The sequence below is a fragment of the Hydrogenophaga intermedia genome (assembly GCF_023715105.1).
GTDB lineage: Bacteria > Pseudomonadota > Gammaproteobacteria > Burkholderiales > Burkholderiaceae_C > Hydrogenophaga > Hydrogenophaga intermedia_A.
Genome location: NZ_JAMBNO010000008.1, coordinates 127,120 through 141,879 on the forward strand (window position 1 = coordinate 127,120; position 14,760 = coordinate 141,879).

At 69.4% G+C, this 14,760-nt stretch carries 10 protein-coding genes; 6 read left to right on the plus strand and 4 right to left on the minus strand.

The features are described 5' to 3' along the window. Positions 1-14: 14 nt before the first annotated feature. From M3149_RS09365 to ytfE, 3 genes are all read right to left on the minus strand, one after another. On the minus strand, positions 15-890 hold the full coding sequence (locus tag M3149_RS09365; RefSeq protein ID WP_251709037.1) for a pirin family protein: 876 nt from the start codon (positions 888-890) through the stop codon (positions 15-17). Positions 891-1,018: 128 nt separating this feature from the next. Next, on the minus strand, positions 1,019-2,239 hold the full coding sequence (locus M3149_RS09370; RefSeq protein WP_251709038.1) for an NAD(P)H-dependent flavin oxidoreductase: 1,221 nt from the start codon (positions 2,237-2,239) through the stop codon (positions 1,019-1,021). Then, a complete protein-coding gene (gene ytfE / locus M3149_RS09375; RefSeq protein WP_251709039.1) occupies positions 2,236-2,949 on the minus strand; it encodes an iron-sulfur cluster repair protein YtfE in 714 nt (237 codons plus the stop codon). The genes M3149_RS09370 and ytfE overlap by 4 nt, the downstream gene beginning before the upstream one ends. 102 nt (positions 2,950-3,051) lie before the next feature. Here ytfE and M3149_RS09380 point away from each other — a divergent pair, with 102 nt between their 5' ends. Beyond that, on the plus strand, positions 3,052-3,531 hold the full coding sequence (locus M3149_RS09380) for an RrF2 family transcriptional regulator (protein WP_251709040.1): 480 nt from the start codon (positions 3,052-3,054) through the stop codon (positions 3,529-3,531). A 7-nt stretch (positions 3,532-3,538) separates the two neighbouring features. Here M3149_RS09380 and hpnC read toward each other — a convergent pair whose 3' ends face one another. After that, entirely contained in the window at positions 3,539-4,453 is a 915-nt protein-coding gene (gene hpnC / locus M3149_RS09385) for a squalene synthase HpnC (protein WP_435370734.1), read from the minus strand. 135 nt (positions 4,454-4,588) lie between these two features. On the opposite strand from hpnC, the gene M3149_RS09390 reads away from it, so the two are divergent. The 5 genes from M3149_RS09390 to M3149_RS09410 all read left to right on the plus strand — a co-directional run bounded on the left by M3149_RS09390 (position 4,589) and on the right by M3149_RS09410 (position 14,757). Then, a complete protein-coding gene (locus M3149_RS09390) occupies positions 4,589-5,689 on the plus strand; it encodes an efflux RND transporter periplasmic adaptor subunit (RefSeq protein ID WP_251709042.1) in 1,101 nt (366 codons plus the stop codon). 2 nt (positions 5,690-5,691) lie between these two features. Next, positions 5,692-8,835, plus strand: a complete 3,144-nt coding sequence (locus M3149_RS09395; protein WP_251709043.1) for an efflux RND transporter permease subunit — start codon at positions 5,692-5,694, stop codon at positions 8,833-8,835. Positions 8,836-8,994: 159 nt separating this feature from the next. Next, a complete protein-coding gene (locus tag M3149_RS09400; protein WP_251709044.1) occupies positions 8,995-10,464 on the plus strand; it encodes an efflux transporter outer membrane subunit in 1,470 nt (489 codons plus the stop codon). Between the two features lie 7 nt (positions 10,465-10,471). Beyond that, on the plus strand, positions 10,472-11,596 hold the full coding sequence (locus M3149_RS09405; RefSeq protein ID WP_251709045.1) for an efflux RND transporter periplasmic adaptor subunit: 1,125 nt from the start codon (positions 10,472-10,474) through the stop codon (positions 11,594-11,596). Then, complete coding sequence (locus M3149_RS09410; RefSeq protein ID WP_251709046.1) at positions 11,593-14,757, plus strand: efflux RND transporter permease subunit; 3,165 nt, start codon at positions 11,593-11,595, stop codon at positions 14,755-14,757. The genes M3149_RS09405 and M3149_RS09410 overlap by 4 nt, the downstream gene beginning before the upstream one ends. Positions 14,758-14,760 lie beyond the last annotated feature (3 nt).

Consider the following 14,760-nt stretch of genomic DNA (forward strand, 5'->3'; position numbering starts at 1 on the left):
CGCTGCCCGGGTGATCACGCGCTCTGCGTCATCTGCCCGAAGTGTCCGCTCTGGAAATCCTGGAACGCCTGGATGATTTCCTCGCGGGTGTTCATCACGAACGGGCCGTGGCCCACCACGGGCTCGTTGATCGGTTCACCGCCCAGGAAGAGCAGCACCGCGTCGGTGTTGGCCTCGATCTCGATGGCCTGGCCGCTGCGCTGGAAGGTGACCATCTGCGCCTCGCGCGCCACGGCGTCGCCATTGACGAGCACGGTGCCGCGCAGCACCACCAGTGCGGCGGTGTGGCCGTTCACCAGCGGCAGCGTGGTTTTTGCACCGGCGTTCAGGCGCAGGTCCCACACGTCCATGGGCGAGTGGGTGCGCGCCGCGCCCGCCTGGCCGGCGTGGTTGCCCGCGATCACGCGCACGCGGCCGGCGCTGTCGGGCAAGGCCACGTCGGGAATCTCCGCGTTCAGGATGTTCTGGTAGCCCGGCGGGTTCATCTTGGCGCTGGCGGGCAGGTTCACCCACAGCTGCGCCATCTGCATGGTGCCCCCCTGGCGAGTGAAGTCGGGCGAGTGGAACTCCTCGTGCAGGATGCCCGAGGCGGCCGTCATCCATTGCACGTCGCCCGGCCCGATGAGGCCGCCCGCGCCGGTGGAGTCGCGGTGCGCCAGTTCGCCTTCGTACACGATGGTCACCGTCTCGAAACCGCGGTGCGGGTGCACGCCCACGCCGCGCGGGCGTGCCGCGGGCTCGAAGCGGTAGGGCGCCGCGTAGTCGAGCATCAGGAACGGGCTGAGCTGGGCGCCGTGGTCTCCATAGGTGAACATGGAATGCACGGGGAAACCGTCACCCACCCAGTGCGGGCGGGGGGCGCTGTGAACGCCCTGGATCTGCTTGAGCATGGCTTCTTTCCTGGCTGGGCTGGCCCCGGCGAACCCGGGGCAGGAAAGAAGCATATGGGGACGCAAGTGCCCCGCCCAAGGGCGGGGTTTCCGGGCGGTTGCGGCCCGGTTTCAGGCTCAGGCCGGTTTCACGCAGGCAGGGGGCTGCCCACCATCCAGCGCAGCAGGTCCGCCACGGGCCGGATTTCGCGGCCGAAGGGCAGGGGACCGGCGCCGCGGAAGAACAGACCGCGTTGCACGTCACCGGTCATGGCGTGGCCGAGTTGCTGGTCGATGCAGAACTGGCCGATCTCGGCGATGCCGTCGCGCAGGCCGCACACGCTCAGGCAGTCGAAGGCCATGTTGCAGCGCCGCTTGGGATGCGCGGCGGCCTTCAGCTTGGCTTCGACGCGCAGGTACTTGTCGAGCCAGGGCGTGCGCACCGCGCGTGCGGGCAGGCCGGCCACGCTGGTGAACTCCACGATGTCCTGTGGTTGTGCGCCGGCAAGCACCTGTTTGAAGTGCGCGTCGGCGTCGCACTCGCGCGTGACGGCAAAGGCCGTGCCGAGCTGCACCGCGTCGGCCCCCAGGGCCTGCATGCGCAGCACGTCGCGGGGTCCGTGCATGCCGCCAGCGGCAATGAGCGCCACCTCGGATTCGACGGCCATGTCTTTGAGCATTGCACGCACGGCGGGCAGCACCTGTTCGAAGTCGAACCGCGCGTCGGTGAGGTCCGCCACGCGCGCGGCACCCAGGTGGCCGCCGGCCAGGCGCGGGTGTTCGATCACGATGGCATCGGGCAGGCGGCCCTTGCGCTCCCATTTGCGCAGCAGCAGTTGCACGCCGCGCGCGTCGGAAAGGATGGGGATCAGCGCGGCCTGCGGGTGATCGCGTGCGAGGTCGGGCAGATCGAGCGGCAGGCCGGCACCCACCACCACAGCGTCGATGCCGCTGGCCAGCGCCGCGCGCACCAGCGGCTCGTAGGCCGAGACCGCTTTCATCACGTTGACGCCGAGCATGCCTCGCCCGCCCGAAAGTGCACGGGCGCGGGCGATCTCGCGCCGCAGCGCCTCCAGGTTGGCGGCGTCGATGCGGGCGCGGGCGTCGGTTTCCTTTGTGAGGTGTGCGGTCTGCGCCATCAGGTCGGGGTGCAGGCGACGCAAGTCCACGGCAGAGACCACGCCCAGTGCGCCATGCCCGGCGACGCTGCCGGCCAGGCCCGAGGCCGACACGCACACACCCATGCCGCCTTGCACCACGGGCAGCAGTTCGCGCCCGCGCAGGCGCAGCGGGCGCATGCCGCTGGCCAGTGCCTGCTGCATCAGGTGGGTGGCCTGTGCTGCCGGGTCGTCTGCGCGATGCGCCGTCATGCGCAACCGCAACCGTCCGCGCTGCCGCAGCCTTGCTCGAACATCGGGAACAGCACGTTGTTCTCGAGGTGGATGTGCGCGATCAGGTCGTCGGTGAGCTGGCGCGTGCCGGCGTAGAGCGCACGCCAGGTGTTGCAGGCGTCGGTCGGTGGGGTGTGGTCGTTCGTGAGTTGCGCCAGGCGTTCAAGCTGCGCACCATGCTCGGTATGTTCGTCGCGCATCACGGTGATCGGCCCACCCACCATCGGGTGGCCACCGCGTTCGAGGGCAGGGAACAGGACCATCTCCTCCTTGGCCATATGCGTGAGCATCTCCTGTTCGATGGTCTCGATCAGCTCGGCCAGGCCGCGCGGCACGGCGGGGTGGTCGCGGTGCACGGCCTCCACGCGGCGCGCCATGCGGGCGAGCTCGGGCAATTGCTCGCGGTGCACCGCGTGGTAGCGCGTCAGGATGTGTTCGATCATCTCCGATGGCGTGCGCGCATCGGGGGCCGTGTTGCCCTGCGGCAGGGCTTCGAGCTCGTCCACCAGAGCGTCCAGCGCAAGGCCTTTCTGTGCCGCCGCATCGGCCAGGCTGACCTGGCCGCCGCAGCAGAAATCGAGCTTGTGGCGGCGCAGGATGGCCGTGGCGCCTGGGCGGTGGACGGCAATGTGGCCGAGGCTCTGGGTGGCGAGGTCGGGTGTGCGTTCGGTGTCGACAGTCAGTGTCATGACGGGCTCCTTTAAAGATTCATTCAATGTTCATCTATTGAACCACTAAAATGCACGACAGATGAACCTTTTGTCGGCGCGCCTGGCGCGCTCGCCCCACCGATGCGCCTGACCCAATGGACCGACTACAGCCTGCGCGTGCTGATGTACTGCGCGGTGCACCAACAGCGTGAGCAGCCGGTCACGATCAGCGAGATAGCCGAGGCGCACGGCATCTCCCGCAGCCACCTCACCAAGATCGTGATGACGCTATCGGCGCTGGGCTACCTGGAGACCACCCGTGGGCGCGGCGGCGGGCTGCGTCTGCTGGTGCCGGCCGAGCAGATCGTGCTGGGCGAGGTGGTGCGCCAGACCGAGACCGACTTCAACCTCGTGGAATGCTTCGACGCTGCCGCGAACCAGTGCCGCATCGCGGGCCTGTGCGGCCTCAAGCACGTGCTGGCCGACGCGCTGGGCGCCTACCTGGCCAAGCTGGACGCCGTGACGCTGGCCGACCTGGTGCTGCCGCCGCCGCTGGAGCAACCGTTACGGCGCATGCCACGGGCGGCACCGGCGAAGCAGCCGCAGCGAGCCGGGGGCTGAGCGGCTTTCACATCCAGAGCGCGCGCCACGCCAGCAGCGGCAGGTCGGCCTTGTCGACCGTGACCCGCTGCGCCCAGCTGCGGTGCTCGATGGCGGCGATGCGATCGAGCACGCGCAGGCCGCCTTGCACCACCAGACGCAGTTCCCAGCCGGCGCGCCCGCCGACCTCGTGCACCAGGGGCGCACCCATCTGCATCAGGCCGCGCGCGTGTGCGCACAACTCGGCCACCACGGCGTTGCGCTCGCGGTCGCGGCTGGTGGCGCCGGGCAGGAAGTCGTCCACCCGCGCCCCGTGGCGGCGCAGCACGTTGGTCGGCAGGTAGATGCGCCCGCGCGGCAGGTCGCGGCTCAAGTCCTGCCAGAAGTTGATGAGTTGCAGCGCGCTGCAGATGCGGTCGCTGCGCTCGAGCGCCTCGTCGTGGCGCACGTTCCACAGCTGCAGCAGCAGGCGGCCGATGGGATTGGCCGAACGCGCGCAGTAGTCCAGCAGCTCGGGCAGGTCGGCGTAGCGGTGGCCGCTGTCGGTGTGGCGCACGTCTTGCTCGAAGGCGTCGAGCAGGGCGTGCAGCAGCGCCGGGTCGAGCACGTGGCGTTGCACGGCCTGGGCCAGCGGGTTGAACACCTGGGGCCAGCGTGCGGCGTGGCGGCCTTGCAGCGCAGCGTCGAGTTCGGCACGGTACGCGGCCAGTTCGGTCAGGCGTTCGCTGGCGCTGTGCGGGCCTTCGTCGGCCATGTCGTCGGCCAGGCGGGCGAAACGGTAGATGGCGGCCACGGCCGGGCGCAGCGGTGCCGGGCACAGCCAGGAGGCGACAGGAAAGTTCTCGTAGTGATCGACCGAAGCACCGAAGGCCGCGGGTGCGACGCCGGTGGGCGTGGCGCTTGCATGGCCCGCGGCCACCGCTGTGTTGTCCTGCGGCTGCATCGGCACCGGCGGGGCCGCGCCGTCCGGATGGGTGGTGCTGGGGCTGGCGGGGGTATGCACTAGAATTTCGCTTACTAACCGGTCAGTCATTAATTTTGCCGGGTGCCGAACCGGCCTATCCAAGGGGTTGATCGCATGAAAGCGACGCATTTTGTCCGCATTGTGACGAGCACAGCCGCGGTGGTTCTGCTGGCCGCGTGCGCGCGGCCCGAGCCCGCGCCCGAGCCGGTGCGCTCGGTGAAACTGATCACCGTGGCCCCCGACGCCCTCGAAGCGAACGCCGAGTACGCCGGCGAGGTGCGCGCACAGGTCGAATCGCGCCTGGGTTTTCGCGTCGGCGGCAAATTGCTGGAGCGCCCGGCCGAACTGGGCCAGCGCGTCAAGCCCGGGCAGTTGCTCGCGCGGCTGGACGCGCAGGACCTCGCGCTGTCCAGCCAGGCCGCGCAGGCGGCGGTGGCCGCCGCACGCACCCAGCGCGACCTGGCGCGCGCCGACCTGGAGCGTTTCAAGAACCTGTTGGCGCAGGGCTTCGTGAGCGGCGCCGAGATCGACCGCCGCCAGGCCGCGCTGGATGCGGCCGAAGCCAGCCTGAAGCAGGCCCAGGCGCAGAGTTCGGTGCAAGGCAACCAGACCGCCTACGCGCGCCTGGTGGCCGACGCCCCAGGTGTGGTGACCGCGGTGCAGGCCGAGGTGGGGCAGGTGGTGAGCGCCGGCACGCCGGTGGTGGTGCTGGCCAAGGACGGCCCGCGCGACGTGGTTTTCGCGGTGCCCGAGGACCGGCTGGCCTTGGTGCGACCGGGCACGCCCGCCACGGTGCGGCCGTGGGCTGGCGCCCCCGGCGTGACGCCGATCGAAGGCACGGTGCGCGAGGTGGCCGCGAGCGCCGACCCGGCCACGCGCACCTTTCTTGTGAAACTCGCGCTGCCGGCCGACGCTGCGCTGCCATTGGGCGCCACCGCCTACGTGACGCTGCAGACGCCGGCCAGCGGCGTGGCCGCGATCACGCTGCCCACCAGCGCGATCCAGCAATCCACCGAGGGCGATCGCAAGGGCAGCATGGTGTGGGTGTTCGACGCCGGCAGCGGCACGGTGCGCACGCGGGCGGTGCAGGTGGCCGGTGCCGATGGCAACCGCGTCGTCATCGCCGCCGGGCTGCAGCCCGGTGACGAGGTGGTGGCCGCGGGCGGCCACGTGCTCAGCGATGGCCAGAAGGTCGTCCGTTTCGCGGCGAACTGACCATGCAGGACACCCACACCGAACCCGCGGGCTGGGCCTCGCGCTTCAACCTCTCGCGCTGGGCGCTCGACCACCCGGCCTTCACGCGCTACCTCATGGTGGTGCTCATGCTGTTCGGCATCGCCTCGTACTTCCAGCTCGGGCAGGACGAGGACCCGCCGTTCACCTTCCGCGCCATGGTGGTGCGGGTGTTCTGGCCTGGCGCCACGGCGCAGCAGGTGGCCGACCAGGTGGCCGACCGCATCGAGCGCACGCTGCAGGAGGTGCCTTACGCCGACAAGATCCGCACCTACACCAAGCCCGGTGAGGCGCTCATCATCTTCCAGCTCGCCGACTCGTCGCCATCGGCCGAGGTGGAGGATCTCTGGTACACGGTTCGCAAAAAGGTGGGCGACATGCGCGCCCAGTTGCCCGCGGGTGTGGTGGGGCCGTTCTTCAACGACGACTTCGGCGACGTCTATGGCGTGATCTACGCGCTGCAGGGCCAGGGCTTCAGCGACGCCGAACGCAAGAACGTGGCCGAAGACGTGCGCCAACGCCTCCTGAGCGTGCCCGATGTGGCCAAGGTCGAGCTCTTCGGCGTGCAGGCAGAGAAGGTCTATGTGGAGGTCTCGCAGAAGCGCCTGGCCACGCTCGGGCTCGACCTGAACCAGGTGCTCGACCAGCTCGGCCAGCAAAACGCCATGGCATCGGCCGGTGCGGTGCAGACGCCGCTGGACGTGGTGCAGGTGCGTGTGGACGGCAGCTTCAACTCGGTGGACGACCTGCGCGCCATGCCGATCCGTGGTGGCAACGGCCGCGTGATCCGCCTGGGCGACATCGCCGACATCCACCGCGCCAGCATCGACCCGCCCGAGGTGCTGGTGCGCCACGACGGACAGGACGCGATCGCGCTTGGCATCTCGATGGCCGAGGGCGGCGACATCATCCGCCTGGGCAAGGCCTTGCAACAGGCGGTGGCGCAGGCCGAAAGTCTGCTGCCCGTGGGCATGCATCTGGTGCAGGTGCAGGACCAGCCCGCCGCGGTGTCGCGCTCGGTCAACGAGTTCGTGAAGGTGCTGATCGAGGCGGTGGTGATCGTGCTCGTGGTGAGCTTCCTGGCGCTGGGCCTGCACCGCCGCCCGGGCGGTACCGGACTGCGGCGCTACGTGCTCGACACGCGCCCCGGCCTCGTGGTGTTCATCACCATCCCGCTGGTGCTGGCCATCACCTTTCTGGTGATGAACCACTACGACATCGGCCTGCACAAGATCTCGCTGGGCTCGCTCATCATCGCGCTCGGCCTGCTGGTGGACGACGCCATCATCGCGGTGGAGATGATGGTGCGAAAGCTGGAAGAGGGCTACGACATGGTGCGCGCGGCCACCTTCACCTGGGACGCGACCGCCATGCCCATGCTCACCGGCACGCTGATCACGGCCGCTGGCTTCCTGCCGATCGGCCTGGCGCAATCCGTGACGGGTGAATACACCTTTGCGATCTTCGCGGTGACGGTGATCGCCTTGCTGATTTCGTGGGTGGTGGCGGTGATGTTCGTGCCTTACCTGGGCGTGAAGCTGCTGAAGATCAAGCCGAAGGCCGAGGGGGAACCGCACGAGGTGTTCGACGGCCCGTTCTACGTGCGCTTTCGACGCGCGGTGGACTGGTGCGTGGAGCACCGGTGGATCACCATCGGCGCGACCATCCTCACCTTCGTGCTTGGCGTGGCAGGCATGGGCAAGGTGCAGCAGCAGTTCTTCCCCGATTCGAGCCGACCCGAGATCCTGGTGGATATCTGGTTGCCCGAGGGCAGCAGCGTGCGCGCCATGGACGAGGTGTCGCGTCGCGTGGAACAACGCTTGATGCGCGAGCCCGGTGTGAGCAGCGTGAGCACCTGGGTCGGTTCCGGTGTGCCGCGCTTCTATCTACCGCTGGACCAGATCTTTCCGCAGAGCAACGTGGCGCAGCTCATCGTGTTGCCGGAGAGTCTGCGGGCGCGCGAGCGCATCCGCCAGCATCTGCCGGCGCTGCTGGCGAGCGAATTCCCCGAAGTGCGCGGCCGCGTGAAGCTGTTGCCCAACGGACCGCCGGTGCCTTACCCGGTGCAATTCCGCGTCGTCGGGCCCGACCCAGCGGTGCTGCGTGGCCTGGCCGACGAAGTGCGCCGCACCATGACGGCCAACCCGAACGCGCGCGGCGTCAACGACAACTGGAACGAGTCGGTGAAGCAGATCCGCCTTGAGGTGGACCAGGCCAAGGCGCGTGCGCTGGGCGTCACCAGCGCCAGCATCGCGCAGGCGGCCCGCACCATCCTGGTGGGCAGCACCATTGGCCAGTACCGCGAAGGTGACGAGCTGATCGACATCGTGCTGCGCCAGCCGCTCGACGAGCGCGACGCCATTACCGATCTCTCCAACGCCTACCTGCCCACGGCCAGCGGCCAGGCGATCCCGCTCACGCAGATCGTGAAGGTGGGCTTTGGCTGGGAGCCGGGTGTGATGTGGCGCGAGAACCGCGAGTACGCCATCACCGTGCAGAGCGACGTGGTGGAGGGCATGCAGGGCGCCACCGTGACGGCGCAGATGCAACCCGCGCTGGCGGCGATGCAGGCGCGCTGGGCCGCCGACGGCCTGAGTGCCTACCGCATCGAGGTGGCGGGCGCGGTGGAAGAGAGCAGCAAGGGTTCGGCGTCGATTGCCGCCGGTGTGCCGTTGATGCTGTTCATCGTCTTCACGCTGCTCATGGTGCAGTTGCAGAGTTTCAGCCGCTCGATGCTGGTGTTCCTGACCGGCCCCATGGGCATGGCGGGGGTGGCCGGTGCGTTGCTGCTGCTCGACCGCCCGTTTGGGTTCGTGGCGCTGCTCGGCGTGATCGCGCTCATGGGCATGATCCAGCGCAACTCGGTGATCCTGATCGACCAGATCGAACAGGACCGCGCGCGCGGCGTGCCGGCCTGGGACGCCATCGTGGAAGCCGCGGTGCGCCGCATGCGCCCCATCGTGCTCACAGCAGCGGCCGCGGTGTTGGCCATGATCCCGCTCTCGCGCAGCGTCTTCTGGGGGCCGATGGCGGTAGCCATCATGGGTGGCCTGATCGTGGCCACCGTGCTCACGCTGCTGGCGCTGCCGGCGATGTACGCGGCCTGGTTCCGCGTGAAGCGGGCCTGACAACCGGGGCATGTGTCCGGTTGATGAGCCTGCATGGACATTGCGCGCAAAGGACGTTACGTGCCTGAAACGAAATGAAATGTTCAGGTCTGAGGTTCGACTAGAGTCTGGCGCTGCAATCCCCGAGAACAAGCCGCAGGGAAGGCCCCTGCTTCCACCATGAAGCGAATGCTTGTGGCGCTGCCTGCCAGCGCCGTGCTGGCCGCGTGCAGCGTGGCCCGTCCACCGACCGATCTCGCCGTTGAGCTGCCCGAACGCTGGGCCGCACCACCATTGCCGCACCAGGGCAGCACCGAGGCCCTGGGCGACTGGTGGGCCCGCTTCGACGACCCCGTGCTCAGCGACTGGATCGCACGCGCACAGCGCGGCAGCCCCGACATCGCCAGCGCGCGGGCCCAGGTGTTCGCGGCGCGCGCCGCGTTGGCCGGCGCCGAGGCACAGGGCAGGCCGCAGGCGAGCGCCGTGGCCATCGCCAGCCGCGGCATCACCGACACCACCACCCCGCTCGGTACCACGCTGAGCGCGGGCGTTCAGGCTTCCTGGGCCGTGGGCCTGTGGGGCGAAAGCAGCGCCCGCGTGGGCAGCGCGCAGGCGCAACAGGACGCGGCCGGTGCTCGCTGGCACGAGGCCCGGGTGCTGGTCGCCGCCGAGGTGGCGCAGGCCTATTTCGGCCAACGTTTGTGCCGCGAGCAACTGGTCGTCGTCCTGCGCGATCGCGACTCGCGCCGCGTGACGGCCGACAGCAACGCGGTGACCGAACGCGCCGGCCTCACCGCGCCGGCGGTGGCGGCACTGGCGCGCGCCAGCGCCGCCGAAGGCGATGCGCGCTGGCGCAACCAGCAGGCGCAGTGCGAGCGCCAGATCAAGGCCATTGCCGCGCTCACCGCGCAGCCCGAAGCGCAGGTGCGCGCGCAGCTTGACGGCGCGCCTGATCTGAACGCCTGGCTCGCCTCCGGCCGACTGGACCGCCTGCTGGGGGTCAATGCGGTGCCCGCCGAGGTGCTGCGCCAACGGCCCGATGTGTACCGCGCGCAGCGCGAACTGGTGGCCGCCAGCGATGACGTGGGCGTGGCGCGCGCCGCCCTGCGACCGGGTCTCACGCTGCAGGGCAGCGTGTTGCGCAACCGCTTCTCGGGTGGCGGGCTGCAGTTCACCGCCAACTCCTGGTCGATCGGCCCCATCACCTTGAGCCTGCCGCTGCTGGGGCGCGATGCCTTGCGCGCCAGCGCCGACAGCGCGCAGGCTCGCTACGAGGCGGCCGCCAGCACCTACGCCAGCACGCTGCGCCGGGCCGTATCCGAAGTCGAGCAGTCGCTGGTGACGCTCTCCGGCCTGAGCGAGCGGCTGATGTCCACCGAGGCCGCCCAGGCCGGCTACAACCGCTCGTTCGAGGCCACCGAGGCGCGCTACCGCGTGGGGTTTGCCAACCTGAACGAGCTGGAGGAGGCCCGCCGGCTCAAGCTCAACGCCGACAGCAGTGTGGTGGCGCTGCAGCAGGAGCGCCTGAACGCCTGGCTTGAGCTCTACGTCGCCCTCGGCGGTGGCTTCGACCCGGCAGCCACGGCCGATGCCATGAACACCGACGACCCGAACAACGCGTCGAACAACGTTGCGAACCAACCCCGATGAACGCCCGATGAACGCCAACACCGAACCCCGACGTCGCTGGTTCTGGCCGCTCGCCGCGCTTGCCCTGGTGGCCCTCGTGCTGCTGGCCGTGTGGCTGCTGCGCCCCGCCGATGAAGCCCCCGCACCCTCCGCGGCTGCGACCACTGAAGCCCCGCGTCCTGCACTCACCGTCACCGTGGCCGAGCCACTGCGCGAGGCGCTGCCGGTGCGGCTGCAGGCCACCGGCGACATCGCCGCCTGGCAGGAAGCCAGCGTGGGCGCCGAGGTCAACGGGCTGCGCCTGTCCAGCGTGAACGTGAACGTGGGTGACGCGGTGCGCAAGGGCCAGGTGCTGGCCGAGTTCGTGCGCGAGACCACGCAGGCCGACAGCCTGCAGGCGCGTGCCAGCCTGATGCAGGCCGAGGCCAGCTACCTCAACGCCAAGGCCGACGCCGACCGCGCGCGCGCCATCGAGAACACCGGCGCACTGTCGCCGTCGCAGGTGGCGCAGTACCTCACGCAGGAGAAAGTGGCCTTCGCGCAATGGGAGGCCGCCAAGGCCGCGTTGAGCGCCACCGAGGTGCGCCTGGGCAACACGCGCGTGCTGGCGCCCGACGACGGCGTGATCTCGGCGCGCACGGCCACCGTGGGTGCGGTGGTGGGCGCCGGGCAGGAGCTGTTCCGACTGGTGCGCCAGGGCCGGCTCGAATGGCGCGGCGAGGTCACGCCGAGCGAAGTCGATCGCGTGAAGGTCGGCCAGGTGGTGCGCGTGACGGCCGCCACCGGGCGCGAGGTCGAGGGCAAGGTGCGCGCCATCGCCCCGGCCGCCAACCCGCAGACCCGCAACATCCTGGTGTTCGTGGACCTGCCGCGCCAGGCCGAGCTCAAGGCCGGCACTTTCGCGCGCGGTGCCTTCGACCTCGGTCAGGCCGAGGCACTCACCGTGGCCAGCGCCTCGGTGGTGGTGCGCGATGGCCACACGTTCGTGTTCGTGATCGATGCGCAAGGCCAGGCCGACCAGCGCAAGGTGCAGACCGGGCGCCGTGTCGGCGAGCGGGTGGAAATCGTCGGCGGCCTCAGGAGCGGCGAACGCGTGGCGGTGCAGGGCGCGGGCTTCCTCAACCAGGGCGATCTGGTGAAAGTCGTCCCATGAACGTCTCCGCCTGGTCCATCCGCAACCCGATTCCGGCGGCGATGCTGTTCGTCATGCTCACGCTGGCGGGGCTGTTCTCCTTCCAGCAGATGAAGGTGCAGAACTTTCCGGATCTGGACCTGCCCACCATCACCGTGGTCGCGTCGCTGCCGGGAGCCTCGCCAAACCAGCTCGAGAACGACGTCGCGCGCATCATCGAGAACAGCCTGGCCTCGCTGCAGGGCTTGAAGCACATCTACACCAAGGTGCAGGACGGCACGGTCTCGCTGACCGCCGAGTTCCGGATCGAGAAGGACACGCAGGAAGCGCTGGACGATGTGCGCTCGGCCGTGGCCAAGGTCCGCAGCGACCTGCCCACGGATCTGCGCGATCCGATCGTCAACAAGGTCGAGCTCGCCGGCGGCGCGGTGCTGGCCTACACCGTGGCGTCCGACAAGATGGACACCGAGGCGCTGTCCTGGTTCGTGGACAACGACGTGTCCAAGCTGCTGCTGTCGGTGTCCGGCGTGGGCGCCGTCAACCGCGTGGGCGGTGTGGACCGCGAGGTGCAGGTGCTGCTCGACCCGCTCAAGCTGCAGGCCCTGGGCACCACCGCCACCGACATTTCGCGCCAGCTTGCCAAGGTGCAGATCGAAAGCGCGGGCGGCCGGGTGGACCTGGGCGGCAGCCAGCAGCCGCTGCGCACGCTCTCGCAACTGGCGTCGGCCGAGGCGCTGGCGGGCATGGAGGTGGCACTCAGCGACGGCCGGCGTGTTCGTCTGGACCAGATCGCCACCGTGCGCGACACCGTGGCCGAACCCACGGCCGCGGCCTTCCTGGACGGCAAGCCGGTGGTCGGCTTCGAAGTGGCGCGCAGCCGCGGTGCGAGTGAGATCGAGGTGGGCGACGGCGTGCGTGCGAAGCTCAAGGCGCTGCAGGCGGCGCGGCCGGATCTGCAGATCACCGAGTCCTTCGATTTCGTCACGCCGGTGAAGGAAGAGTTCGACGCCTCGATGACGCTGCTCTACGAGGGCGCCCTTCTTGCGGTGCTGGTGGTGTGGCTGTTCCTGCGTGATTTCCGCGCCACCGTGGTTTCGGCGGTGGCGCTGCCGCTCTCCGCCATCCCGGCCTTCATCGGCATGCACTACCTGGGCTTCACCATCAACGTGGTCACGCTGCTGGCCATGTCGCTGGTGATCGGCATCCTGGTCGACGACGCCATCGTGGAGGTGGAAAACATCGTGCGCCACATGCGCATGGGCAAGACGCCGTACCAGGCCGCCATGGAAGCGGCCGACGAGATCGGGCTGGCGGTGATCGCCACCACCTTCACGCTGATCGCGGTGTTCCTGCCCACGGCCTTCATGGCGGGCATTCCGGGCAAGTTCTTCAAGCAGTTCGGCTGGACGGCCTCCCTTGCGGTGTTCGCCTCGCTGGTGGTGGCGCGCGCGCTCACGCCCATGATGGCGGCCTACCTGCTCAAGCCCTTCGTGCAGAAGGACATCCCACGCTGGATGGACACCAACCCGCTCACGCGAGCCATGTGGCGCTGGTCGCAGAACCAGGAGGAACCGGCCTGGCTGGACCGCTACCAGAACTGGGCACGCTGGTGCATCCGCCACCGCTGGATCACGAGCCTGGGCGCGGGCCTGTTCTTTGTCGGCTCGCTGATGCTCATTCCGCTGCTGCCGCAAGGCTTCATCCCGCCCGACGACAACTCGCAGACCCAGGTCTATCTGGAACTGCCGCCGGGCGCGACGCTGGAGCAGACCGTGGCCACCGCCGAACGCGCGCGCCAGCTCGTGGCCGCGGTGCCGCACGTGAAGTCGGTCTACACCACCATCGGCTCGGGCACCGCGGGCACCGACCCGTTCGCGCCGCAGGGCGCGGCCGAATCGCGCAAGGCCGCGCTCACCATCCAGCTCGCCCCGCGTGGCGAGCGCCCACGCAAGCAGGGCATCGAGAACCAGATTCGCGCCGCCATGTCCAATCTGCCCGGCGTGCGCAGCAAGGTGGGCCTGGGCGGCTCGGGTGAGAAATACATCCTCACGCTCACCGGCACCGATGCCAACGCGATGGCAACCGCAGCGCGCGAGGTCGAGCGCGACCTGCGCACCATCCGCGGCGTGGGCAGCATCCAGTCCACCGCGGCGCTGGTGCGCACCGAGATCATCGTCACACCCGATCTGGCGCGCGCCGCCGAACTCGGCGTCACCAGTTCGGCCATCGCCGAGACGCTGCGCATCGCCACCGTGGGCGACTACGACAACGCGCTGCCCAAGATGAACCTGCCGCAGCGGCAGGTGCCGATCGTGGTGAAACTCGACATCGGTGCGCGCCAGGACCTGGACGTGCTGCGCCGCCTGGCCGTGCCGGGCGCCAAGGGTCCGGTGATGCTGGAGCACGTGGCCTCGCTCGAGTTCGGTGGCGGCCCGGCCGTGATCGATCGCTACGACCGCGCGCGCAACATCAACTTCGAGGTCGAACTTGCGGGCATTGCGCTGGGCGACATGAAGAACGCGGTGGACAAGCTGCCAAGCCTGCGCAACCTGCCGCCCGGCGTGTCGGTGCTGGAGATCGGCGACGCGGAAGTGCAGGGCGAGTTGTTCGCGAGCTTCGCGCTGGCCATGCTCACCGGCGTGCTGTGCATCTACATCGTGCTGGTGCTGCTCTTCAAGGCCTTCCTGCACCCGTTCACCATTCTCGCGGCGCTGCCGCTGTCGCTCGGCGGGGCCTTCGTGGCGTTGTTGCTCACCAACAAGAGTTTTTCCATGCCCTCGCTGATCGGCCTGATCATGCTCATGGGCGTGGCGACCAAGAACTCGATCCTGCTGGTGGAGTACGCGATCGAGGCGCGGCGCCAGCACGGGATGTCGCGGCTCGACGCGATCCTCGATGCGTGCCACAAGCGTGCTCGCCCGATCGTGATGACCACCATCGCCATGGGCGCGGGCATGTTGCCGATCGCCGTCGGTTGGGGCGCAGCCGATGGGAGCTTTCGCTCGCCCATGGCGGTGGCCGTCATCGGCGGCCTCATCACCTCGACGTTCCTGAGCCTGCTCGTGATCCCGGCGGTGTTCACCATCGTGGATGACGTGGCACTGTGGTTCGCTCGTGTGTTCCATCGCCGCGATGCGTCGATGCCGCCCGCGTCACCGACCGCAACGGGCGCCGCACAATAGCGG